At 39.2% G+C, this 25,068-nt stretch carries 22 protein-coding genes; 10 read left to right on the forward strand and 12 right to left on the reverse strand.

Annotated features, from left to right (window positions below; translation table 11 throughout):
- Nucleotides 1–185: 185 nt before the first annotated feature.
- On the reverse strand, nucleotides 186–503 hold the full coding sequence (locus ABN702_RS16810) for a hypothetical protein (RefSeq protein ID WP_417897910.1): 318 nt from the start codon (nucleotides 501–503) through the stop codon (nucleotides 186–188).
- Nucleotides 504–839: 336 nt separating this feature from the next.
- Between ABN702_RS16810 and ABN702_RS16815 the strand changes: the two genes are divergently transcribed.
- Entirely contained in the window at nucleotides 840–1,643 is an 804-nt protein-coding gene (locus ABN702_RS16815; RefSeq protein ID WP_417897911.1) for a DUF4397 domain-containing protein, read from the forward strand.
- On the forward strand, nucleotides 1,630–2,295 hold the full coding sequence (locus ABN702_RS16820) for a sortase domain-bontaining protein (protein ID WP_417897912.1): 666 nt from the start codon (nucleotides 1,630–1,632) through the stop codon (nucleotides 2,293–2,295). The genes ABN702_RS16815 and ABN702_RS16820 overlap by 14 nt, the downstream gene beginning before the upstream one ends.
- Nucleotides 2,296–2,328: 33 nt before the next feature.
- Here ABN702_RS16820 and ABN702_RS16825 read toward each other — a convergent pair whose 3' ends face one another.
- A complete protein-coding gene (locus ABN702_RS16825; RefSeq protein ID WP_417897913.1) occupies nucleotides 2,329–2,889 on the reverse strand; it encodes a hypothetical protein in 561 nt (186 codons plus the stop codon).
- Nucleotides 2,890–3,133: 244 nt separating this feature from the next.
- Here ABN702_RS16825 and mreBH point away from each other — a divergent pair, with 244 nt between their 5' ends.
- The gene (mreBH, locus tag ABN702_RS16830) at nucleotides 3,134–4,141 is read left to right on the forward strand and encodes a rod-share determining protein MreBH (RefSeq protein WP_417897914.1); all 1,008 of its coding nucleotides are present in this window, start codon (nucleotides 3,134–3,136) and stop codon (nucleotides 4,139–4,141) included.
- A 113-nt stretch (nucleotides 4,142–4,254) separates the two neighbouring features.
- Here mreBH and ABN702_RS16835 read toward each other — a convergent pair whose 3' ends face one another.
- Both ABN702_RS16835 and ABN702_RS16840 read right to left on the reverse strand, forming a co-directional pair.
- A complete protein-coding gene (locus tag ABN702_RS16835; protein WP_417897915.1) occupies nucleotides 4,255–5,010 on the reverse strand; it encodes an AAA family ATPase in 756 nt (251 codons plus the stop codon).
- A gap of 83 nt (nucleotides 5,011–5,093) precedes the next feature.
- The gene (locus ABN702_RS16840) at nucleotides 5,094–5,912 is read right to left on the reverse strand and encodes a helix-turn-helix domain-containing protein (protein WP_417897916.1); all 819 of its coding nucleotides are present in this window, start codon (nucleotides 5,910–5,912) and stop codon (nucleotides 5,094–5,096) included.
- Nucleotides 5,913–6,121: 209 nt separating this feature from the next.
- Between ABN702_RS16840 and ABN702_RS16845 the strand changes: the two genes are divergently transcribed.
- On the forward strand, nucleotides 6,122–6,550 hold the full coding sequence (locus tag ABN702_RS16845; RefSeq protein ID WP_417897917.1) for an SRPBCC family protein: 429 nt from the start codon (nucleotides 6,122–6,124) through the stop codon (nucleotides 6,548–6,550).
- A 55-nt stretch (nucleotides 6,551–6,605) separates the two neighbouring features.
- On the forward strand, nucleotides 6,606–6,809 hold the full coding sequence (locus ABN702_RS16850) for a hypothetical protein (RefSeq protein WP_417897918.1): 204 nt from the start codon (nucleotides 6,606–6,608) through the stop codon (nucleotides 6,807–6,809).
- 248 nt (nucleotides 6,810–7,057) lie between these two features.
- Here the strand turns inward: ABN702_RS16850 and ABN702_RS16855 are convergent, their stop codons facing one another.
- Nucleotides 7,058–8,308 (reverse strand): helix-turn-helix domain-containing protein, encoded by a 1,251-nt coding sequence (locus ABN702_RS16855; RefSeq protein WP_417897919.1) that lies wholly within the window; start codon nucleotides 8,306–8,308, stop codon nucleotides 7,058–7,060.
- Nucleotides 8,309–8,554: 246 nt separating this feature from the next.
- Complete coding sequence (locus tag ABN702_RS16860) at nucleotides 8,555–12,799, reverse strand: S8 family serine peptidase (RefSeq protein WP_417897920.1); 4,245 nt, start codon at nucleotides 12,797–12,799, stop codon at nucleotides 8,555–8,557.
- A gap of 449 nt (nucleotides 12,800–13,248) precedes the next feature.
- Between ABN702_RS16860 and ABN702_RS16865 the strand changes: the two genes are divergently transcribed.
- The 3 genes from ABN702_RS16865 to ABN702_RS16875 are packed head-to-tail and all read left to right on the forward strand — an operon-like array spanning nucleotide 13,249 to nucleotide 16,939.
- Nucleotides 13,249–14,745, forward strand: a complete 1,497-nt coding sequence (locus tag ABN702_RS16865; RefSeq protein WP_417897921.1) for a spore germination protein — start codon at nucleotides 13,249–13,251, stop codon at nucleotides 14,743–14,745.
- On the forward strand, nucleotides 14,742–15,833 hold the full coding sequence (locus tag ABN702_RS16870; protein ID WP_417897922.1) for a GerAB/ArcD/ProY family transporter: 1,092 nt from the start codon (nucleotides 14,742–14,744) through the stop codon (nucleotides 15,831–15,833). The genes ABN702_RS16865 and ABN702_RS16870 overlap by 4 nt, the downstream gene beginning before the upstream one ends.
- A complete protein-coding gene (locus tag ABN702_RS16875) occupies nucleotides 15,830–16,939 on the forward strand; it encodes a Ger(x)C family spore germination protein (RefSeq protein WP_417897923.1) in 1,110 nt (369 codons plus the stop codon). The genes ABN702_RS16870 and ABN702_RS16875 overlap by 4 nt, the downstream gene beginning before the upstream one ends.
- Nucleotides 16,940–17,089: 150 nt before the next feature.
- Here the strand turns inward: ABN702_RS16875 and ABN702_RS16880 are convergent, their stop codons facing one another.
- From ABN702_RS16880 to ABN702_RS16900, 5 genes are all read right to left on the reverse strand, one after another.
- Nucleotides 17,090–17,812, reverse strand: a complete 723-nt coding sequence (locus ABN702_RS16880) for a YebC/PmpR family DNA-binding transcriptional regulator (protein WP_417897924.1) — start codon at nucleotides 17,810–17,812, stop codon at nucleotides 17,090–17,092.
- A gap of 176 nt (nucleotides 17,813–17,988) precedes the next feature.
- Nucleotides 17,989–19,080, reverse strand: a complete 1,092-nt coding sequence (locus ABN702_RS16885) for a nitric oxide synthase oxygenase (RefSeq protein WP_417897925.1) — start codon at nucleotides 19,078–19,080, stop codon at nucleotides 17,989–17,991.
- Nucleotides 19,081–19,227: 147 nt separating this feature from the next.
- Entirely contained in the window at nucleotides 19,228–20,076 is an 849-nt protein-coding gene (locus ABN702_RS16890; protein WP_417897926.1) for a YitT family protein, read from the reverse strand.
- Nucleotides 20,077–20,503: 427 nt separating this feature from the next.
- The gene (locus tag ABN702_RS16895; RefSeq protein ID WP_417897927.1) at nucleotides 20,504–21,757 is read right to left on the reverse strand and encodes an oligosaccharide flippase family protein; all 1,254 of its coding nucleotides are present in this window, start codon (nucleotides 21,755–21,757) and stop codon (nucleotides 20,504–20,506) included.
- Nucleotides 21,758–21,924: 167 nt separating this feature from the next.
- Nucleotides 21,925–22,860 (reverse strand): phosphotransferase enzyme family protein, encoded by a 936-nt coding sequence (locus ABN702_RS16900; protein WP_417897928.1) that lies wholly within the window; start codon nucleotides 22,858–22,860, stop codon nucleotides 21,925–21,927.
- Nucleotides 22,861–22,988: 128 nt separating this feature from the next.
- Between ABN702_RS16900 and ABN702_RS16905 the strand changes: the two genes are divergently transcribed.
- The gene (locus ABN702_RS16905) at nucleotides 22,989–23,705 is read left to right on the forward strand and encodes a tryptophan-rich sensory protein (protein ID WP_417897929.1); all 717 of its coding nucleotides are present in this window, start codon (nucleotides 22,989–22,991) and stop codon (nucleotides 23,703–23,705) included.
- Between the two features lie 46 nt (nucleotides 23,706–23,751).
- Here the strand turns inward: ABN702_RS16905 and ABN702_RS16910 are convergent, their stop codons facing one another.
- Nucleotides 23,752–24,525 carry an arylamine N-acetyltransferase gene (locus ABN702_RS16910; RefSeq protein WP_417897930.1) on the reverse strand — a complete coding sequence of 258 codons (774 nt, stop codon included), beginning with the start codon at nucleotides 24,523–24,525 and terminating at the stop codon, nucleotides 23,752–23,754.
- Between the two features lie 135 nt (nucleotides 24,526–24,660).
- On the opposite strand from ABN702_RS16910, the gene ABN702_RS16915 reads away from it, so the two are divergent.
- On the forward strand, nucleotides 24,661–25,056 hold the full coding sequence (locus ABN702_RS16915; protein WP_417897931.1) for a C40 family peptidase: 396 nt from the start codon (nucleotides 24,661–24,663) through the stop codon (nucleotides 25,054–25,056).
- Nucleotides 25,057–25,068 lie beyond the last annotated feature (12 nt).

A 25,068-nucleotide genomic window follows, 5' to 3' on the forward strand; every position in this document is an offset into this window, starting at 1 on the left:
CTATCGCGGTACCCATCCACTTTCAACGGAAACCACTTGCCAGTTTGAAAAATAGTCCATTTATACAAGGGAAATATTCCAAATTATGCATTTAACTGGTCTAAACCTACCCATTTTTTTATGTACCCCCATAAAAGTTCAGCAGCATTGACCAGCCTATTCAAAAGAAAAAACCAGCGTGTCCATTACACCCGCTGGTTCAATCCGTTCATCGTTTTGATTTCCTCTTTTGTTGTTTCCGTTCCCAGTTCATAGATGGATGCAAAGATCTTGTCCATGATCAACTGCTGCTTGTTTCGATGTTCCTGGGTACTTTTTTCATTCAATGGGGCTTGAAAGCCATCAAAGCTGTATTCGGAACGGTTCAACTCGTCGAACAGCACGTCGAGTTCCCTTATCTCATCGTTTGTTGCAAGGACCTCATAATATTTTACCTGGTCATCAAAAGGTTCTCGGTGTATCTTACCGGTTTCCATCGTGACATAGTATAGATACTTATCCATTATCTTTTCCCTCCCGATTCTAAATCCGAGTATCGGTTATTGCGTTCGTGGAGTTTTTTTTCTTTCTTTGAAATATTTATAGCCTTCCTTTGCCAAAATCGGCAACACTGCAATGAATACTCTTCTAAATAATCTCTCCATGAATATCGCCTCCTAAGCTTTATACGGTATAACTACCCCTGCCCCTAAAAAATAAAACAAAATCCAAGGTTCGGTTTTCCACGGAGCACATTCGAGCACATTAATAGTTTGAATTAAAAATAATCACGTGGTATACATTAGTTATACAGTTAGTTAACATATACTGTACAAAAACAAGAAAAGGGAGAGATTTATTTGAAAAAGTTTCGTTTGTTGATTGCAAGTATTGCCAGTATTTTTGCATTTTCGGTGTTAAGTAGTTTTGCAAGTGCAGATGACCATGCAATGGTTCGAATCATCCATGCTTCCCCTGATGCTCCGGCAGTTGACGTTTTTGTAAATGGTGATGCAGTTGTGGAAAATGCTTCTTTTAAAGCTGCTACAGATTACATGAATCTTCCTGCAGGTACACACAAAGTTGAAATTTATGCGACAGGAACAATGGGAGAAGCAGATCCTGTCATTGCAGCCGATTTGACCGTGGAAGCTGGAATGTCCTACACGGTGGCTGCCATCAACACCGTGGCAAACCTGGAGCTTTCCGTTACAACTGATAACAACATGATAGAGGAAGGTAAGGCAAAGATCCGTGTGGGTCATTTTTCTCCTGATGCCCCTGCAGTAAACGTAGGACTGATCGGCGGGGATGATGTATTCTCCGGAGCGGAATTTAAGGCTGTGACAGATTATATGGCATTGGATGCTGGGTCCTATGACTTGGAAGTTCGCACAGCAGATGGCGGTCAGCAAGTATTAGACCTTTCCGGCACTGAACTTGAAGCGAACAAAGTATATTCCGTCTATGCAATTAATACAGTAGATAGCATTGAAGTATTAGTATTGGTGGACAACACGATGATGCCAAGCGAAATGCCGCAGACTGGTATGGGCGGTGCATCCGCTTCTGCTTCTGAAGGAATCAATACTTGGGCAGCGATAGGAACACTCTTATTGGTGGGAGCTGCAGTCATTGGGGTTCGTCGCTTTGCAGCGCAGTAATAAGCTGATTCTTCCCTTCTTTGCACTAGCAATTCTTATTGGGTGTCAGACCCCTGAAAATTATAGTGCCCCTACACCGGAGCAGGAGCAGCCCTCCTCGGCTCCGGTGGAAAAGAAGGAAGAGACTACCGTAAAAAATCCACAAGTCGAGATCAATAGCTCGGAAGGCACCTCCTCTGGAAAAATAACGAAAGATGCACAGATTACCGTTATCCCTATTCAACTGCGTATTCCTGCCATAAACGTGGATGCTCCCATAAAGCCGCAGGGACTGTCCGAAAACGGCGAAATGGAAGTCCCGGAAGATGGAGAAACAATCGGATGGTATGAACCAGGCACTAAACCTGGAGGAATGGGTAATGCCGTACTGGTAGGGCATGTAGATGATTACACAGGTCCCGCGATATTTTTTAATCTAAAACAACTCGAAGTCGGAGATGAGATTCTAGTAGAGGGAGAGAACGGGGAAACACTTACATTTGTTGTAAAGGATAAACAGGCGTATCCATATGACCTAGCTCCGATAAGGCAGATATTTGGACCAAGCAACAAAAAACAGTTGAATCTGATAACCTGTACAGGCTTGTACAACCGTTCCACACAAAACCACGAAGAGAGGCTTGTTGTCTACACAGAACTGAAAGATAGCTAAAAGCACCCAACATTTATGAGGTATTGGGTGCTTTTAGTATGTTTTAAAATAGAAACGGATAGTTCCATCCTCTAATAACTCATAGTTGATTTCTGCTAGATCCATTGCTGCTATCAAACTGTTTTTCTCTTCTTCCATCAACAGATCAATTCCCGCAAATTTCTCTTCTGCAGCAGAACGGGAACGGTTTCCAAGAGAATAGGCGTAAAAGGCTGCATACCTTTCTGCCAATATGGCATTCATCGTGTCCTTATGTTCAAGGAACTCCCGGGGTGCATCCAGCGCTTTGCCTTCTGCCATTCTTTGTTTTAGGGATTCCAGGTCATCATCCACTAAAGTAAAACTGTTATTCTCCCCGTTTGCATACATCAATAAAGGTTCAGTAAGCAGTTCCGTTTCCTTTAGAAGTCTATCCGAAGTTGAGATGTAATCACTGATTTTCTTTTCCTTGTTAACAGAAATCCCATCATAGAATAATAGGAAGGTTAATGCCCCAATGATCAATGTACAGGCTATCAAGAAGTAGGTGATTATTCGATCCAAGGAAAAGAACTCTTCCTCGGTACTGTCCTCTATTTTTCTTTTAAAAGACATAGGCATGATTCCCCGCTGATTTTTTCTCCAATATACCATAAAATGACTATATTTCCCACTAAAGGGTATACATCTAGGTGGAAGGAGTGGAAAAGCAAGTGAATAGAAATGACTAGTATCCTTCTTTATTTTAACAAGAAGTATATTACCATATTATTCTATTACTTTTACCCCCACAAAACGACATAATTCTTAGAACGTATATAAGAGACCTAAACTAAAAGAATGATTGGGTGAAGTGACTATGTTTTCAACAACGGAAATTGGTATTGACTTAGGTACAGCGAATACGCTGGTATACAGTAAAACTAAAGGGATCGTGTTCAATGAACCGTCCGTAGTGGCAATTGATCTAGAAACTAAGGCTGTTCTTGCAGTAGGAACAGAAGCAAAGAATATGATTGGTAAAACTCCTGGCAGAATCGTTGCCGTTCGACCTTTAAAAGATGGTGTAATCGCAGATTTCGACATCACCACCAGCATGCTTAAACAAATCATGAAACAAGCAGGTAAAGCGATGGGCTTCTCCATCCGCAAACCAAGTGTGGTAGTTTGTACACCATCCGGTTCAACATCGGTGGAACGTAGAGCGATCCAAGACGCCGTGAAAAATTGCGGCGCGAAACATGTCCACCTGATTGAAGAGCCGGTAGCAGCTGCAATCGGTGCTGACCTTCCTGTAGACGAGCCTGTGGCAAACGTGGTTGTCGACATCGGCGGTGGGACAACTGAAGTAGCGATCATCTCTTACGGTGGCGTTGTTTCCTGTAACTCTATCCGAGTAGGTGGCGACCAGTTCGACGAAGATATCGTTCATCATGTTCGCAAAAACTACAACCTTTTAATCGGGGAACGTACAGCTGAGCAGATCAAGATGACAATCGGCTATGCACTTGTTGATCATGAAGAATTGACAATGGAAATCCGCGGCCGTGACCTTGTGACAGGTTTACCGAAAACGATTGAATTGCATTCTACTGAAATCCAAAAATCCATCAGAGAATCTCTGCTGCACATCCTTGAAGCAATCCGTGCCACATTAGAGGATTGCCCACCGGAGCTGAGTGGAGACATCGTTGACAGAGGTGTCATCATCACTGGTGGCGGGGCATTGCTGAATGGCATGCAGGAATGGTTGAGCAACGAGATTGTCGTTCCTGTCTATATAGCTCCAAATCCTTTGGAGTCCGTAGCAATTGGAACAGGGAAATCCTTGACGTTCCTTCATAAGCTGCAGAAGGCTGCGACTTAATTAATCTAGTAAAAAAGAGCCTGTCCCAAGAATCGGTCATTTTTGACCGGACTATGGGGCGGCTCTTTTCTGTTTACTTTTACAGGTTCGGACCTTGTTATTGTGCCTGTAGATTATTGAAATAGATGGTATAGTAACCGTTCCTTATTCTCAAAAAACTGTTTCATAACCGAATAGTGATTTGTGTCCTCCAGAAATGATTCGTGCATGCCATCTTCTGTTATTTCAAAAATAGATGCTTGTGGATATGCCATGATAATAGGTGAATGCGTAGAAATGATAAATTGCGAGCCTTGATTCACAAGCTCATTTATCCTAGCGAGCATGGACATCTGTCTTAGCGGGGATAAAGCTGCTTCTGGCTCATCGAGAATATAGAGACCATTACCTTGGAATCGCTCCATAAATGCAGCAAAAAACGATTCCCCATGTGATTGTTCATGCAGAGACTTTCCGCCAAAGGAATCAATAATTCTTCTGCCCCCCGACGGCTCTTTATCCAATTCATCTATGTTGGTTGCTACATTATAAAACGTTTCGGCTCTAAAGAAAAAATGATCCCTGGCCCTATTTACCCCTTTTATTAAACGAAGATACTCATCCAAATCAGAATGGGAGTCATAGCTCGAAAAATTAAAATTCAGTGTGCCCCCTTCCGGATTGAATCCAAAAGCGATGGCGATCCCCTCCAGCAGAGTGGACTTCCCCATGCCGTTTTCACCAATGATATATGTGACATTGGGATGAAACCTTAACTCTTCGAAATTCCTGATAAGAGGAAGATTAAGTGGAAAGGAATCATAATTGGTAATATGATCTCTCTTAAGATTGACTGCCCTGATATATTGAGAATCCTCATTCAGCTTCACAGTATTCACCTCAGTTTGCAGAAAGAAATAGAGGGGGGGCTGGCCCTCTCTGTTTTTTATATGGCTTTCCAGAACGTTAGCGTTTAGTCTTCATATTCTCCAGGTCGTTTTCCTGTTTCTACATATTTCTTTAAAAACACTCCAAGAAGCTCCTCCCAACCTTTCCTATGACCTTCTTCCCAACCCGGTTCGATAAGACCAACCGCATGGTGGGAAAGCTTCAATATAGTAGAAGTTTCCTTCTCTTCTAGAACATATTTATAACTGCTTTGCACAGCTCCTTGCATACCGAGAAGACCTTGCAATCGGATTTCTACCGGCTTTTTTAGATAAGTAACTGTCCCCCATAAAGCTCCTTGGCCATTTCCAAAGTCTTCGTAAAACGCTCCTCCTATTTTCGGATCTAATAAAAGTGGCGCTTCTTTGTCTTCTCCTAATCGATAGGCCCACCATTCTCCGATTCTTTCAGTTAATGCATCGTATACACGTTCTTTGGGTGCATCAATAAAAATTTCTTGTTCAATTTGGAATGAGTTAATTTCAAACTTATGTTCTTTTTCTAACATGGTCTTACTCCTTTCTTCTTCCTCCAATTTTTCCTTTAAACTTAACAGTGAGGTCGCTGCCTGACCGGCATAAAGGCTAACCCACCTCTGGTACAGTTGCTGCAATGGTACAGCATTTAAATAATTCAACCGGGTTCTTCCTACTTTTCGGGGTACTAACAGTCCAGTTTCTTCTAATACATCGATATGTTTCATAACAGCAAATCTTGTTACTTGAAACTGTTCGCTTAATTCTCCAGTACTCATTGGACGATCTTTAATATAATCCAAAATTTGAATTCTCATAGGATGGCCCAATGCCTTGAAAATATTCGCCAATTTTTCGTTAGTCATCATTTTGAAATATCTAAAAGTCTCCTTCCTTTAACCAATAAAAGTTTCAAAAATAAAACGTGACTAAAATGTAACATATTGTTGACACCCTAACAAGAGGATGATATATTCTTAAATGTGACCTTTTGGTAACATTATAATCCCACGCAGTCAGAATAATGCTCTTCCTTAGAGCAAATCATAAATTTAATAGAAGAAAAGAGGAGTAAATAATGATGAACATGCCACATCAAATCACCATCAATGCATCGCCTGAGAAAGTATATCAAGCAATTACCACTTCAGAAGGTTTCAAGGGTTGGTGGACAACAGACGCTAAAGCTGTACCTCAAGTAGGAAGCATTGCTGAATTTGGCTTTTACAATCGCCAAGCTGTATTTCAAATGCATATTGACCAACTTGAAGAAGGTAAACTGGTTGAATGGACAGCTCAACACGAGATGCAAGGATGGAAAGGTACAAAAATCCGCTTTGAGTTGAATGTTAATGAACACGGAGCGACTATTGTCAACTTTAATCATTCAGGATGGGAGTCCATGGAAGGACCATATGCAATGATTAATACAACGTGGGGAACACTTATGTACATTCTTAAGCAATATGTAGAGGGAAACAAACCGGCTGTCTGGCATCAAGCATAAATAAATTATCGTTTACGCAATATTGGAATAATAATTTTTATACAAGGAGGCTCTTATGGAACATAAATCTAATGCAGAGTTTAATGGTCAATGCGCATTTGCAGTGAGCTTGGGAAAGAAAGACGTTTTGTGTAACGGAAACCACTATATTGTTCAAAACGGAAAGAAATATCAGTTTTCAAACCCTGTTGCCAAGTTTTTGTGGAAGGTTATTCCGGGAAGCAGAAAGAAAGCAGATTCGAATTGGTCTTCCAGATAAATGAAAACAGACTCGATCTTCCGTCATGTTGGCTAGAATAATATTTGGACCAAGATCGTTGATATTCATGATAAAAAGGTTCTAGGTCAAATGTTTGGGTGAAGTTAATTTTACTTCACCCTTATCCAATTTAATACTGAACCCTTCACGAAGGAACCCCACCTTATGTAATAGAACCTAAAAAACCACAAAAGCCGGCATTTCCCGTTTGGCAACTTCTGTGGTTCAATCATTGCATTGTAATAGACCTATACACCAAATCTATCCTCTTTCTTATTCATGAAAAAATGCATGGCTATTTCCAAAGCTTTTTCCGTTTCACCATGTTCTGTGTAATAACTAAATAGTTCTTTTTCTGAACGCTGGACTAAATAAATAAATCCATATTTCCTAAAGTAAGGTAAGCCTTTTTTAGAAAGATAGTTGAAATACTGATCCTGTTCCCCTTTTATTAAATACGATAAGAGATTAAAGAGGATAATATACAAATCATTATTCAATTCATTAGCTTTATTTATTCCTTCATTTGTTAAACTTAATAATTGTTTTTTTGATAATAGTTCTCCTTCAAACAAGCTACGAATATAGCCTTCAAGAGATAGTAAGTACTCACTTGACTTCATATTCTTTAGATTGCATGACTTTTTATATAGCTCACTTGCTTTTTTATATTTATTTCTAATAAAATATTGAAACGCCAAATTATGTAAAAGCTTTGATTTTCTTCTTATAGAATTGAGCATTTCACAGCTTTCAATTAATCTTTCATATTGTTGTACCGTATTATCAAAATCATGGTGCTTATCAAATTGGAGTTGGACTAAAAGAAGCATTTCAGTATCAATAATTTTTAGAAAGTTATTACTGTTTTTAAAATAGTGTAATGCTTTATCTGCATAGTAATAACACATAATTTGAGAGTTAATATTATGATATGAGACAGCAAGGTGGTAATAATATTCAGGGTTATTATATTCGCTTTGAGTGATAGTTTTAAGAATATTTATTGCCTTTAAATAATCGCCTTTTGATAAAAAGTACAGTCCTTTTACGTGTTTAAATAGGTTCTTCTCATAAGTCGATAAATGGACTTCTAATTTCTGGATATCTTTTATTAGTTCATGGGCTTTCTTATAATCATTATGTGTTAGTACATATCTAACAGTTTGCAATCTGTATAAATTTTTGTAGATGGAAATATCAATTAATTCAGCGTTTTCAAGCTCTTTTTTTATTACTTCAATTTCTTGAAATCCTTCTTTGACTATCACCTCAAGCCAACGGTCTAGAAGCTGTTTTATCTCGTTAAGCTTTTCCATTTCCTTTTCCATTTTAATTCCTAAACGGCTTGCGATGATAGCAATCGTATGCGGAGAGCACTCTGTTAAACCACGTTCAATTTTACTTAAATGAGTGATAGAACAAATTCCACTTACAAGCTGCCCTTGTGTTAGTTTAGCTTTCTCACGATAAAACTTAATGATTTCTCCCTCAATCATCAAAAAGTCTCTCCTTTACTGACTTTAATAACAATTTTAATATCTACTTTATTTTAAACCTTTCCAAGTAGATGAAGAAATATTCTTCTAAAAAACTTGAATCAGTGCATTTCGATAGTCAGTCAGAAAATATGTTACCAAATGATTAAAGCCACCTCTTGAAAATAGGGCCCCTATTAGGCCCTATTTTCCTTCATATATTATTAATGAAACATTTCCGTACTTTCTCTGACTCTAATAACTGAATTATTCATTATCCTCATTTAATAAATCAGTTAAACCCAACTCTTTAAGAATATCTTCAAGCGTTTTACCACCTTGTTTTTCTTTTGGTACTGGTGGATTGTCAACCATTTCATTCACACTTAAATAATTTTGGACGATGAATTTCATATCGGTAGCATCAATGGTTCCATCTTGATTAAGATCTGCTTTTGGTGTCCCTTCTCCTGGCTTATTGATATGATTTTTTAAGAAAAAAGCATCTTTAATATCAATAACATGGTCGCCGTTTACATCACCAGCTAACTGTAATCCTGGATAAACTCTTGTTTTAATTCCTAATACTTCACCATTTACCTCTGCACCTACAGTCACCTTAGTGTGTGATTCGAAGTGACCCGGAACTTTCACCACTACTTTATAGGTCTCTTCTGTAGCTGGAATACCGTGAATTTCAAATTCTGATTTAGATGATTCTGTTAGCGCTCCTTCATATTTAACTCCATCTGGTGAAATTGCGGTAATCTCCACACCTTTATCATGTAGATCTACATTTACCCATCCTTCCTCATGTAGGAATGCTTCAGGCCCTAAATAACCCCAGATAACAGAATGCGTTGGAACTATTTCAAGCTTCTCTGTAATAAAACCAGGAACTTGCACAGCCTCCCCTTTTCCTACTTTATGGTATTTAGCTTCTAAAAAATTAAAAGATGAAAGATAATCATAAAATTCGTCATTTATCACCTTAAAGGTAACGTCTAGAATAGGCATATTTCCATCTACCCCATCTATTACATCCCCTTCTAAAAATGCACCAATAGGAACGTTATTCTCCCAAAAATCATGTACTATTTCTCCCACTTCTACTCTAGTACTTAAATTCTTTTCTTCTGCGAATTTCATTAATTTTTGATTAACTTTAGCATCGACAAATTCAAAATAGGTATTTTGATAACTAAGCTTAAATTCTCCACCTATTAACTCTTCAACATTCTTCATTGTTAATGTAATTGTAACTTCATCCCCAAGGTAAAGTTCATGCTTATCAAGATTAGCCGTGGCATACTTTTCACCTTTTCCTATGAAATAATACTTATGCATACCGCCTCCTTGATCTCCAGCTGTTGCTGCATCAAAACCATAGAACATAAAGTCCACATATTGACCGTTTGCTACTTCTTCAGGGGTAACACCGAACTTAAAGCTTCCATCCGATTCAGGAGTAAAATAATGAGTCGGCCATCCCCACCCTTTACTATCATAGCCCACTACAGTATTTAATCCTTGGTCAACGGGGCTGAATTGGCCATCAAAATTATTCCTTATTTCTTTTAATCCTTTTTCTTTCATTAAGTCAACGTTTGAATCGTAAATTTTTCCATTAAACCAAGTGACTCCTTGTTCATCATTTTCGTTATACTCAATTTCATAAACGCCAGGCTCTTGTTCCATTGTGATTTCCGGCACTTGATTATCAATGAATACATAATCTGATGGCTTAAACATTTCACCATCTTCATTTACACCGATGATTTCAAGTTCATATGCTCCATCAGGTGCTATCACCATTTTTTCATTTATCGGATTTTCTTCATTTCCAGTAAATGGGTAGTATGCTCCACCACCAAAAACAAATGGCACTAAAAAGTCAACTCCTAGATTTTCATTTAAAAATTCTGGATTGAATGACCCAAGATAACCTAAATATTCACCTGTATCTCCATCTTTTACAACTAAATCCATGGTTTCCATCGGACTTCTTAATCCTACATATAAAAAAGTTGCAGGGACACTCATATGGGCATGGTATTTACTGCCGTCTGAAGCAAATGCAGGTCGATCGACTGAATAGTTAATTCCTCTATCAGCTACGATTATCGAGAAAGGAATTTGAAATTTCTCGTGTTCATTATTTACATTTTTAAAATGAATATATCCTTCATATGTTCCTGACTTTGCGTCTGATGGGACTTCTATACTTGGAGTAAATTCAACTTTACTGTTTGCTTCTACAGATATTGAATCACTTACTTTAATTGCAACTCCGTTTGTTTCTCCATTATTTGCACCTGAAATATCAGAAGACAATAGTTCTACACTTACGTCAAAATCTTTCTTTTGATCACTATCATTTTGTAATTCTACAATTCTACTATCTACAGTTGATGAATCTTTTTGTTTGTAATGATATCCGTACGCAATCGCTCCCGTAATATCATCAATGACAACTTCATTATAAGATTCATCAATAGATAGCGTTTCATCCATGACTTGAATTTTCACTTCTGAATGAACAGCATGATATGGATCAACTCTACCTGCACCCACTTCAAACACGCTGTAATCTTGACTTAAATCATCTGCAGTATTCATTAATACCGTTTTCACATCAAATGGTGAGTAGTCAGGGTTATTTTGTAGTACCAGTGCAGCTACACCAGCAGCATATGGTGTTGCCATAGAAGTACCTGACATTCTTTCATATGCATATTGATAATTAGAAGGATCATCCTTATCGTTTATATATCCTGGTACCGTCGAAAAGATACTGACACCTGGTGCTGTAATCTCAGGCTTGATATCATACGTTTTTAAAGCTGGTCCACGAGAACTGAAGTCAGCTAATTTATCTCCTTCTGTTTTAATCTCGCCGACTTCTTTAAACGAAAACTTCGTCTCTTCTGTTATACTTTCTTTCAGGCTTTGCCCATCTTCTTTCGTCATTGTGAAAGTAGGAATATAATCGATTCCTTCACCTAAAAAATTCGGAATCACTCCATCAACATTATTCCAAATAATTACTGCACTTGCCCCAGCACTCTTTGCGTTAGCAATTTTTTCATTAAAAGGTAATGTACCACGTTGAATCAAAGCTAATTTACCAGTAAAATCTTTACCTTCAAAATCCTCAGCAAAGCCTAATCCTGCATCCATTACGTCAAGTGATGTATCGATTAGCTCCGTTATCTTGTCGTCAAAATGCTTTGCTAGCAACTGCAGATTATAGGAAGTTTCCCCCATTTCTCCTTTTGCTGTAGGTATCTTAATTGAAACATCACTAGCACCCACTGTAATCGCTAGAGCTGATGTTCCAGGAGAGCCTAAGGTATAAGCATCAGAACCATTATTTCCTGCAGCTACAAGAGATACTGTTCCTGTTATCATCGCATTATTTAAAGCAACTGATGTTGGATAGAGAGGATCATTTACACTCGCACCTAGTGAAAGGTTAATGATATCCATACCGTCTTCAACCGCTTTATCAATACCAGCCAATACAGAACTTGTATACCCCGATCCATATGGTCCTAATACACGATAAGCATATAAATCGACACCATTCGCTACACCCGTCACCGCATGTTCTGAATCAGCTTTACCTTGTCCGGCAATAATACCTGATACATGCGTTCCATGTGATGTCCAATATGGAACCCCATTCCATGTTTCTGGCCAAGCAGAATGGTCTAGATTTTGCCACTCTCCATAGGTAGCCTCCATTGGGTCAGCATCATTATCTACAAAGTCATAACCACCTTTATAGACATCTTTTAAGTCGGGATGATTGTAATCAAGTCCTGTATCCAGAACACCAACTTTAACCCCTTCACCTGTTATCCCTTCATCGTGTAGACCATCCACTCCCAAAAAAGGAATACTATCATTCATCATTGGAGAAATGGATGATTCATTTTCTTCTACAGGAGGTTCTAGTTGTATCTTTTCGTCAACCCAAACTGCTTTAACTTCTGTTAATTCGATGAGCTCCATTACCTCTTTTGCTGGTAATGTCATAGAAACACCGTTAAACGCATTTTTATATTCCTTGTTAATCTTATTATTTTTAGCTGATTTTGATTTGTTTATTTTTTCTTTAAAGTCATTATGGGATTTTTCTACTTTTTCCTTTGCCTCGTTAAGTCCTAAAGCTTTAGCCTTTTTACCTTTAGCTTGTTCTTTTGCCACTTGCACTTCTGCAGGGTCTACTTGAAACTGAACGATTATATCCAACTCTTCTTCATTATTTAGATTTACATCAGAAGAAATACGTAATTTCGCCGCTTCTTCTGAATATAAGTTTTTAAGCTTTGACCTTTGTTTTTCTGTTAAATTTTTCAAGATACTTTCCACATCAGAGATCTTTGCATGTTCATTTGTAGCCTTTTCCAAATAATCTAACCCCATTGCAAATGAGCTTATCGGAGTTATAAATAAACAAAAAATTAATACTAATGATGTTAATGCCTTCAAAATAGTAGACTTCACGTTTCTAATCCCCCTTTAATCTTTTTACCATTTTTCTATTGCATGCTTTCCCTTTCTCTCTTCTTGATCAGTCGAGAGAGTAGTTCTATCAAAACTAGTAAGCTTGTACTATACTTTCTTTTCATAAAACAGCTCCTTTTTTATTTTTTAGAAAAGTCAAACTTATTCTCTTTTTGAATAGTAGCATGGTCTCTATTAAGCAGTAAATCGGGGTTTTTGTATCCTGAACGTCCTCTTTTGTTCACTATTAATAGTGATAAATAATCATTTTTCCAGATCTATTGGTACATAGTTAGTAAATAAGTCACAACCAAATGATTGATGATTTGGGGTTATTGAAATATTATCCACAAAATGTACTTAAACCCATTGATACAACATCTTATATGCATACTCGTATTTATAACGGAAATAATAGGATTAATTAGTAATCTCTAAGGGGTAATTAAATGAAATTCTTCAAAAAAACTACAAATCAAAATACAAAAGAAAATAATAACCTTTTAACAAAAAATATAAAAGATAATATCGAACAGATAAAAAAGCATATGAGCGAAACAGAAGATTTGATAATAAAAGAAATTATCCATAATGACCAAAAGCCTGTCCTTCTGTACATAGAACCATTAGTCAACAAAGAACTGCTTCACTCCTTCATTATTGAACCTATGCTGGAAAGTAATTCTGAAGATATTGTAAGAAATATTAAATCCTATGAAATGAAAAATACCTCTGATATTTCAAATATTTGTAATGGCATCTTGGACGGTTTTTGCATCATCTTAAAGGAAAATTGCAATAATGCCATTTTGGCAGCTGTACTGGGTAACCAAGAACGTTCTATACAGGAACCGGAAAATGAACAAAATATCCAAGGTCCTCGTGAAGGATTTGTTGAAAGCATTAGCACTAATATTCAACTCCTTAGAAAAAGGGTAAAAAGCCGTTATCTAAAAGTGAAATATTTTACAATTGGAAACTATACGGGTACGAAAGTCGCTATGCTCTACATAGATAACCTTGCTAACAGAACGATCATCGAAGAAGTGGAGGAGAGAATCACATCTATTGAGGTAGATCAACTTTTATCAACCGGAAATTTGGAGGAGATGATTGAAGATAATCCTTTTACACCTTTTCCTCAAGTTTTAAATACAGAAAGACCTGATAGGGCAGTCTCTTATTTAATGGAAGGGAAAATCAATTTAATCGTGGATGGCAACCCTACCGTATCAATCTTACCAACAACTTTTTTTTCTTTTTATCAAGCACCTGATGATTATAATAGCCGCTGGTTGATTGGGTCATTTTTCCGGATAATCCGTGTAATTAGTTTCTTCATTACCATTAGTTTACCGGCTATTTATATCGCCATCGTTTCATTTCATTCCGAAGTACTTCCTATCGGTATTCTTTATTCGATAAGAGTTTCATTGGAATTCGTGCCGTTTCTTCCATTAATTGAAGCTTTTACCATGCAAATCATCCTGGAGTTACTAAAGGAGGCGGCTATCCGCCTTCCATCTCCTATTGCTCAAACAATTGGCATTGTTGGCGGACTTGTCATTGGGACAGCAATTGTAGAAGCAAATTTAGTTTCAAACACGATGATTGTAGTAATAGGATTTACCGCAATCGCATCATTTGGGACTCCCGTAAATCAAATGGGGACAAGTGCAAGGTTATTAGGGTTTCCTACCATGATTGCCGCATCTGTTTTTGGTTTCTTCGGAATTGTTTTTACACTAATGATAATATTTATGCATTTGTGTAAACTAGAATCATTCGGAACACCGTTCTTGTCTCCATTAGCACCTCTCAAAATAATGGACTTAAAAGATACATTTTTTAGACTTCCTATATGGAAGCTTATTACGCGACCGGCAAATGCAAGACCAAGACGAATTGTTCAGCAAAGCTATTCTAGGGTGTGGAAGAAAAAATGAAGAATAACTCAATATCTATTACAAAATTCCAATTAATATTTTTCCTAGTACAGAGCCAGTTAGGAATTGGATTACTCTCTTTACCTAATGTTGTACAGAGTTCCGCTAAAGGGGACGGTTGGATTTCCTCCTTACTGGCCGGACTGGTCGTTCAACTTATTCTCATCATTTATTGGTTACTATTAAAACGCTTTCCAAATGAAATGTATACTGATATAACGAAAAAAATATTGGGACGTTTTTTGGGGAAGCTATTAAATGCAATCATTTACCTCTACTTTATTCTTACAGGAAGCCTAGCTCTTGTATTATTTATAAAAATTACCAATTTATGGCTATTGCCATTAACTCCTTCATGGATTTTATCATTGCTTATTATAGGGGCATGTATATATTTAACGATGAGTGACTTAAGAATCATTGCAAGATTTTTTGTCTTAGCTTCTTTTCTAATAATTTTGTTAGTTTTTCTTTCTTTTTTAACTTTTAGCTTGCCGAAGGATTTTACATTCATCCTGCCAATAGGCAGCTCGGGAGTTAAGAACATTTTACAGGGGAGTAATAAATCACTCATCTCTATGTTGGGTTTTGAAGCATTACTTCTAATATACCCTTTTGTAATTAATAAAAGAAAAGGTATATTAAAAACCATTTCGATAGCCAACCTATTTATCACTTTTTTATATACATTTTTTATCTTCCTTTGTCTAATAATCTTTAACCCAAATCAATTATTTTTGATAAAAGAGCCTTCCCTTTATATATTTAGAGCGCTTTCTTTTACGATGATGGACCGGCTCGATTTAATTTTTTTGTCTATATGGATTGTTCCTATGACGACTTCTGTTATAGCTTATCTTTTTCTAGCAGCTAAAAGTATCAGTAAGAAGGAGTCTTATAAGAAGAATGTAGTCATTAGTGGTAGTATAATTTGGCTCTTTTCGCTCATTCCTTTAAATGAAAATTCGATAGGTCTATTTAGCCAATATATTTCCTATCTCAGCTATTTTATCGTAATAGGACTTCCAGTAATTCTTCTTTGCCTGTCGATTATTTTTAACAAAACGGAAAGAAGTGAACCAGCTTGAACAAATGCTTTCTAATTCTTTTAAGTATCATTTCGATATTAACAGGTTGTTGGGACCAAAATCTATTAGTGGGAAAAAAGCTGATTAATGGCGTTGGCTTTGATTTAATAGAGGACAATCAGATTCTGGTAACTACAAGAGCATTAAATATTCAAAGTAAAGGTGGCGGTCAATTTGACATTCAAGATGAATTGGTTCAAGCAACACGGCCATCAGTATCAGGGTTAAGAATCGACATTGACAATAAGTTGCCAGGTAATTTAGATATAAGTAAAGCCCACCTTATCATAATAGGGGAAGATTTTGCTAAGAATGGATTACATCCTATTCTAGAGGGAGAATTTCGTGGTAAAGATTCGTATATTGCAGCAAAAATTGTGATTGGAAAAGGTAAAGCATCAGATATCATATCAATTGAACCCGGGAAAAGCCCCATCGCATTTGACATATTAAAAGGACTTGAGGCAGCCGAAAACACCAATGTAATCCCGGACGAAACAATAATAAACGTCTGGACAAAAATTGGAGATTCAGATAGGAGAGATCCTATCCTACCTTATTTAGAAAAGATAGAGTCAAATAAAATAGTGATAGCAGGCGTTGCGCTATTAAACGATGACAAATATACCGGTTTTAGCTTACCCAGTGAAAAGAGCACGTTATTATTACTTTTAATGAATGAATTAAAAAAGGTTAGCAATTCCGCAGTGATTCTGAATCAAGGAAAAAAAGTCCAATCAATCGCATTTACTACAACACGTATGAAAAGAAACTTTGAGCTTGAAGTTGATAAAAAGTCACGACAAATTATTTGTAGAATAGATTTGAAGCTAGATATACGAATTAATTCTTATCCACAAGAAAAAAATAAGAAATTGAATATAGATAAACTAAAAAATGCTCTCTCTACAGAATTAACAAAACAAGCGAAAGATGTGACAGACACTCTCTTGGATGCAAATTGTGATGCACTTGGAATTGGCCGAAGAATAGCCAGTTTCCACCCAGATATTTGGAAAGAAATCGATTGGGAAGAAGAATATAAATATGTTCAATTTGAACCAAATGTAAAAGTGGACTTCATTAATACAGGATCTATTTATTAGGGTGGATGAGAATGTTTCCATTCAAACGTATAGGTCTTGCTTCCTTCACCGTAAAATTAATAAAAAATAGAGTATGAAACCTTATGATGGTTTCATACTCTATTTTCTGTATTGTTTAATATTCTACTCCGATTGCTAACATAAATTTTATTATTCTTCCCCTAAATCCACATTATGATATACCCTTTGAACATCCTCCAGGTCCTCCAATGCATCAATCAGCTTCTCGAATTGTGCAACGGAATCTTCCGGGATCTCCACTTCGTTCTGGGCAAGCATCGTCAATTCCGCAACGGTGAATTCCGTAATTCCAGCTTCCTTCAGTGCAGCCTGGATGGCATGGAATTGGTCAGGCTCCGCGTAGATGATGACAGACTCTTCCTCTTCAAAGATATCACGTGCATCAAGGTCCGCTTCCATCAGGATTTCCATGATGTCATCTTCGGATTTCCCTTCGATGCCGAAGACAGCTGTATTATCGAACATGTAGGATACGGATCCACTTACGCCCATGTTTCCCCCATTTTTACCGAATGCTGCTCGCACTTCTGAAGCTGTACGGTTCACGTTGTTTGTCAATGCATCCACGATGATCATGGAGCCGTTCGGACCGAAGCCTTCGTAGCGAAGCTCGTCATAGCTCTCCTCGCCTCCGCCCTTGGCTTTATCAATCGCACGATCGATGATGTTCTTTGGTACATTGTAGGTCTTCGCACGCTCAAGGACGAATTTCAGCGCCATGTTGGACTCTGGATCGGGCTCGCCCTGCTTTGCCGCTACGTAGATTTCCAAGGCGAATTTCGAATATACACGGCTTGTATTGGCATCCTTCGCCGCTTTCTTTTCTTTGATATTGTTCCATTTACGACCCATATATTTCACTCTCTTTCCTGACATTGAATCCTCTAATTCCACTATCCATTATATCAGATATTTATGGGAAGAAATATTAAAAAAGAAGCATCCGGTTAGATGCCCCTCTTCTAGCTTCTTAAATAATAGATTTGGAGAAACCTTTTTACCGCTCTATAATTCATCTTGATTTCTCTTTAATAGAGCCTCTCTTGATAAAAGTAATTCGGAATAACTATCTTGTCCTCGTAAGAATGGTGGAAAATATGTGTCGCAGCTGGAGAAACAGGCGGGATCAGCCACGCCCATTCCCCAGTCACATGGCGGCAGCTCTTCGCTTCCTGCTGTTCAAAATGCTGGAACTGCATCGCTGCTGTATGATGGTCGACGATACTGACCCCCATCTCCTTGAAGGAATGAAGAACGGCGACATTCAGTTCGATCAACGCCTTGTCCCTCCATAGCGTAGCATTCGTGGTGGTATCGAGCCCCATGATGCTTGCGACCTTTGGAATCATATTGTACCGGTCTTTATCCGCAAAATTACGTGCGCCAATCTCCGTTTCCATATACCAGCCATTGAAAGGAGCTGCCGTATAGTGAATCCCTCCGATTTCAAGCCGCATGTCCGAAATGAGAGGCGTCCCATACCATTTCAGTTGGAGATCTTGAAATTGCGGGAGCTCCGGGTGCTGAATCGGAACCTCCAACACGATGTCCCTTGGGATCGGAAACAGTTTTGGATTGGCTCCATCAATCTGAACTACGAGCGGCAAAATATCAAAATGGGTTCGCGTTCCCTCCCAGCCTAACTCCTCACACACCTTTGTAAAAGCAATCGAGGCAGGGTCGCCGATTGTTCCATGCTCCGTTTCATACCCTGCATACCTTAACAGCTGGTGGTTCCAGATTCTTATCTCCTTATCTTCCTTCCTCTCTCTGAAAATAGTAATCGTCGGTCTGATTTTCCCTTTATTTGTGGCAAATTCAATATGATGAAGAAGAGCTTTCGCTATTGTTTCTTCATTGTTCAAATGCCTTTTATCGATTACATGAAGCGCATTCCAAAAAAGACGGCCAATACAGCGATTGCTGTTGCGCCAAGCCATCTTCGCCCCATGCTCTAATTCTTCATATGTATGTTCATACGTTCCATAGAGCTGTATACTATCTTTTACTTCTTGCAACCTGAATGATAGCTCTTGTGCTGACTTTTCAAGCTCAGAGTAGCATTGATTGATAAATTCCTCCGCCTTTTGAAGGAGTGTTTGCTTATTTTCTGACAACATGTCCACCTCAAAATAAAATTCCTTGCCCTCTATTGTATACTGATTTGATTTGGAAAAGAAATAATAGGTATGTGGTAAGTTTTTTCAGTGTTTCTCCCAAAAATAAAAACAAGCGAGCCGCTCTGCGCGACCCGCTTGTCCACCACATCAAGCCAGCTGTTTAAAATTCTGACCCAAGATCTCTTTCATATTATGCACCGTAATGAACGCCTGCTTGTCTGTTGCACCGATATATTTTTTTAGGCGTGAAAAGTCCTTTCGGCTCAAGACTGTTGTAATGACTTCCTTTTCATCCGATGTAAAAGCTCCTCTGGCATAATGGATGGTGGCACCACGACCTAGCTGCCCGACAATATAGGAGCGGATCTGCGCACTCTCGCTGCTGATGATTACCACTTCACGCATTTCATTGACCTGCTGCAAGGTATAATCAATCACAAGTCCATTCAGGATGACTCCGAACACTGCATACATGCCAACCTCCGGACCGAACACAAGAATGGAGGATAGCGCGATAAAGATATCAGCCAATAGAACTCCTCGCCCCATATCAATGGAAAGATATTTATTAAGTATCAAGGCAATAATGTCCGTCCCGCCTGTGGATGCGCGTTGATTGAACACAAGTGCAATCCCAAGCGCAGCGATGCACTGCCCGATAATCAACTGGATCAGTATGTCCTCACTAAGCGGAGTGGAGATCGGGAACAGCCACTCCAGCAGCCATACCATCACCGATAGCATAATGCTCGCATAGATGGTTTTAGCACCAAATGCAAACCCCAGCAAAATAAACCCAACGACAAAGAGGACTGCATTCACAATCAGCATCAGGACCCCAATTGATAGGTTTGGAAAAACATCATTCAGAATGATGGATAGTCCACTGACTCCTCCAGTAGCCAAGCTGTTCGGAGATAGGAAGAAATGTACATGTATGGCAACGAAAAGAGGACCTATATGGAGAAATAAGAATGTTTTCAAGTTTTTGTTCAAAATGGTCACCCTCCTTCAACTGTTTTCAATCATAGTCTACGGGAGAGTATAAAGACCTTTATGGCTAATGTAAACACATGTAGGAGAAGTTGCACAATTGAAAGCGATTTTATTTCCAGTGATCCACTTCACTCATTTTCTTAAAAAACCTTTTTTAAAAGTTAATTTCTTTAAAAAAACTTTTCTGCCGCACCACACATGAATTCTGCGCTAGCTTTAATCAATCGTTCGTTTGAAAATTCCTATCCTGAAAAAGAAAAAAGAAAAGATTTGCCACAAAACACGACCTCTCCCCTCTTTTTCGAAAACTATCGCGAAAATCCTTTTATAAAAGTAAATTTCTCAAAAAAACTTTTCCACCGTGGTATACAAGGATTCTGTAGACCTCTTAATCAAACGTTCGTTTAAAAATTCCTATTCTGCGAAACTATCCAATTTTCTGCGGTCCGGCATGCTTCAACCATAGAGTGACCTTTATTTTGTGGCAGACCGTCAAATAATGCATCAAGGTCAGCAGTACAATGCCCGTATTCATTCCCAATATGACTCCTGTCATGCGCAGCGATTCCATCGAGCCTAATATGAAAATCAAAGCAAAGGAAACCATCGTCGCCCAGATGGAATGCAAAAAGGCATCCTTTATCAAACCGAGGCCAATCAGGTAGGCCTGCAACGGAATGACAAAGAGGTGAAACAGAAAATACGGCCACAGCAGCTGCAAGTAGGTCGAGGCCTTGGAATATTCGTAAAAGATGTTAGTCAACGGTATGGCAAAATGGTAGAACACCATCACAACTGGAATTCCATAAAGGAAAGTGAGTCCCATCACCTGCTGAAGCAGCTTTTGCAGTTTTGGATAATCACCATTTTCATGGGCTGCTGAAACGGTTGGAATCAGGACTATCAAAAAGGAGTGCGCAATAAATCCAGGGAAAAATCCGATTGTCAGCGCAACCCCTGCCAGCAGTCCGAATTCCTCAAGGGCTATCGTTTCACTGAGACCCGCCTTTAGCAGCGCTATTTTTATCAAAAATGGCTGAATCGCACTGGTGACCGCGTGAAATATCCGCATTCCTGTCGTAGGGATGGATACTTCCAACAGACTTTTGCGGACGGACCTGGCATTAAGGCTGGCACTGGGCTGCTTCTTCAATTCACGGAACTGGAGTATGTACATGTACATTAAATAAACGCAGACAATCAGTTCAGTGAACACCAGGGTGCAGATGGCAATGAGAATCGCAAGCTCCATCGAGAAATGGAAAAAATGATAGACGAGAACAAGCAGCACCAGTTGGACCGCTTTTCGCAAAAAGTTCGAAATCGCGATTTTCCCCATATGATGAAGTCCCATAAAATAGCCTCGCGCAATGGACGAAAAGGAGATGATGGGAATCATGAACAGGATCATCCATCTGACCAACGGGTGATACTGGTCGAAAACTGAAATGAAAGGAAGAATGACCGCTGCCAGGCAGATGACACTGATCATAAATCCGACTGTTAGCCTCATGGCATGCGATAGCATACTCTTATGGTATTTCTCCTCTTTTGCCGCTACAAATTTGGAGATGGAAATCGGCAGCTCCAGGCTCGCGATGACCACAACCAGAAATATGACAGGCAGGACGGACATATAGAGACCCATGCCTACTTCCCCAAGCTGTTTGGCCAGTACCATATTCACAATGAATTCTAAGCTTTCCCCAAGAAAGCGGCAATGGCAAGCAGCAGCACAGCTTTGAAAAACTTATTCATGAACGTTCTCCTCTCTTCATGGAAAAGGCTTATCCGATGTGACCCATTCTCCATCATATGAGACAAGTTCATAAATATTGCTACCGGGTATCAGAGGAATTGCAGAAAATCGATATCGCTATGCGGTTTTTCTTTCAATATGGACTCCCTTAGTTGGTGTATCGTATATTCCTGCCATTCCTCTAACGCGTTCAGATTCCATTTCTCCATAAACAATGCATAGAGAAATAGCTCTCTTATTTTTAAAAATATAGGAATCTGAAGAAGAATATCCTTGTCGACACTATGCTCTTTTTTATATTCAGCCATAAAATTCCTTATGAAATCTTCTCCAAAGCTCACTGCATCCGGATTGGCGGACGTTCCCTGCCAATAGGCATGATAAAAGCTCACCGCGATGTCATACGCATACCAATGATAGGCGCAGTCATCAAAGTCAAAAAGGGTGATGTCCTCTCCATCGTAGAAGAAATTCCCTTGATGGAGATCGTTATGGATGAGGCCGAATGTTGTCTCCTTCTTTTCAAAGCCTTGCAGCTTTCCTAGCAACCTTTTGTATACCTCGCACATTTCCTTTGATTCCAGACTCTTCTCTAACCTTAGCAGGTCGGGATTGTCACAGGTCCATGCAGGACGATTTGCTAATGCCAGAGGCTTTTCCGAACTAAGTCGGTGCAGCTTGCCAATCAGCCTTCCCCATTTTTCAAATAAGGTTTCGTTCCAAACAGACATGTTGTACACGTCTACCTGTTTCCCCTTGGCCTTTTGGAAGGCAATTACATGATTCTTTTGCGAGCCCTCCACATAGGATTGGAGCACATTTTTGATAGGGGCAGCTACTTGAACGTCATTCTCTTTTAAAAAGAGCAACCACTGGACCTCATCCTCTATTTGGCCTTTCGTTCTCCTCTCAGCATCAGAAACCCTCATTATGTAAGCAGCTTCTCCTTTTTCAAATTGGTAAACTGTATTCTGATAACCCTCGGATAGAAGGTTCAACTTTCCTTCTACCTCATACAATTCCATACATTTATCCACTTTTCTCATCCCTGTTCCTACAAATGTTTTTAATCTTATTTTAGAACATCCCGATGGTTATGTCTCTCTCTATTAAGGAATAGTATAGAAAGAGAGATGAAAGGAGCGGACCACAAATGAAGCTATGGCTCAATGTGATTGCTTTTTTATTAGTTGTCATTGTGAATTATCTATCGAATGCACTGCCGTTGAATGGCCAGACGACTGGCGAAATTTCCAATAGACTGAATGTGCTATTTACCCCCGCAGGGTATGTATTTTCTATCTGGGGTCTCATCTACCTGTTACTTGGAGTTTGGATTATCCGTCAGTTTCCGAAAAGGCGCCGGAATCTTCCTATCTATCAGAACACCAGCACTTTATTCGTGTTGAGCTGCCTCCTCAATAGTGCATGGGTGGTGCTATGGCATTATGAGTTTTTCGTTACAACGGTCGCTGTCATGCTGAGCTTATTGCTCACGCTGATTGCACTTTATAAAAAAGTGCAGGTATCAGATCCCGGATTGTTTGACCGTCTGCCATTTTCCATCTATCTTGGCTGGATCAGTGTCGCAACTATCGCCAATATCAGTTATGTACTGGTGTATCTCGAGTGGGACGGGTTTGGCCTTTCTGATGTCACCTGGACCATCATCATGCTCGTTGTGGCTACCCTGCTCGCAATCTGGTTCAACATGGCTAACCGTGACCGAGTTTATCCTTTGGTGTTTGTCTGGGCCTTCATCGGGATCGGTGTGAAAAATATGGAAGCATACAGCAATGTATCCTATGTCGCGTACAGCTTGGCAGCGGTAATTTTTGTGATGACGTTGCTGTTTAAAGGGAAGAAGTAGTGCACATCCACATTAAAAAAGGCGAGGCTGCACTCACCTGTGCGCCTCAGCCTTTCCTTTTATCATAAATCTCCTTCGCCCGTTCATAGAGACAAAAGTCCATCCTGAACTTTTCTTCTATCCAGTAGCGGATCTCTTCATCTGTTAATTCTTCCTCGATCATTGTCTTCTCATGAAACGTGATGAGCTTGTTTTCTTTCACTTGGTACGGCTTGTCATCTATGTATCCGAAAACCTTCAAATGTCTGAATGCAAAGCCATCCTGCCAATCGTGGGAGTCCATGATATGCGGAATCAGCGCTTCAAATGTTACAGGTTTCTTTCCGAGTGTTTTTGTCGGGCCCGGTTCCCGTGACACAAGGATATTGTCTTTATGGACCTCATACCGGAATACCTCCCATTCATTTTCCGCTGTAAATGAATGGTGCAAAGGGTAAGCCTTGAATAATGGCGCGCAATATCCGATGTCTACGTAATAAGCTTGATCCAACATCACCTGTAAGCATAAATGACCCGGGTCCATATACAGGTATTCCACCTGAAACCCTAGCGCATCCAATACATAATGGAATCCCCGTGCCAAAGTCCAGCAGGTGCCGCCTGTTCCTTGGTCCACCACTCTATCAAGATAGGAATCGATTGAAGGCAAATAGTAGTTCTCCCTCTTTCCTTCCTCAAAATCAATGAATTTCGTGAAGGTCTCCCATCTCACCTTCTTCTGATGCGCCTCCACAAGCTTATTAAGATAGGCTAGTGTCGGGGCTTCCACACCAACCTCTAAAAAGTTCAAAAACTTTGCTAGTTTAGTATCCTGATTCAACAGCCTCTCCTCCTTCTAATAGAATTCTCCACCAAGAAATCAAATCCTTTTCCAAAATTGGATTCATTTTGTCCAAGCAATTAACCTCTCCCATCATTTACTAGATAGTAAAGGAAAAGTAGAAAGGAGATAAGCATGTTAGCAAAACGCATAATCAGGACAGGCAAAAGATATATAGGAACTCCTTATGTATTTGGAGCTCCCTCTAATCGAAAGGATATATTTGATTGCAGCTCGTTTGTCAGGCACGTCTATGGGAAACACGGAATCAGACTCCCGCGGAATTCACGCCAGCAGTTTCAGGTCGGCCAGGCTATTCCTCTATCATGGCTGAGAGAGGGGGATCTTCTATTTTTCACCACACCTAAGCGAAAAAAGAAAAATGGCCTCGAGCGGATTGGCCATGTTGCCATCTATCTCGGCAACCACACCATCCTGCATACCTCACGCAATGATAAGAAGGTGACCATCACTAGCCTTTCCCCATATTGGGAGAATGTGATTGTAGGTGCGAGAAGAGTCATCACATAAAAAGAGACGCAA

This window comes from Bacillus haimaensis, assembly GCF_048270625.1.
Lineage (GTDB): Bacteria > Bacillota > Bacilli > Bacillales > Bacillaceae_I > Sutcliffiella_A > Sutcliffiella_A haimaensis.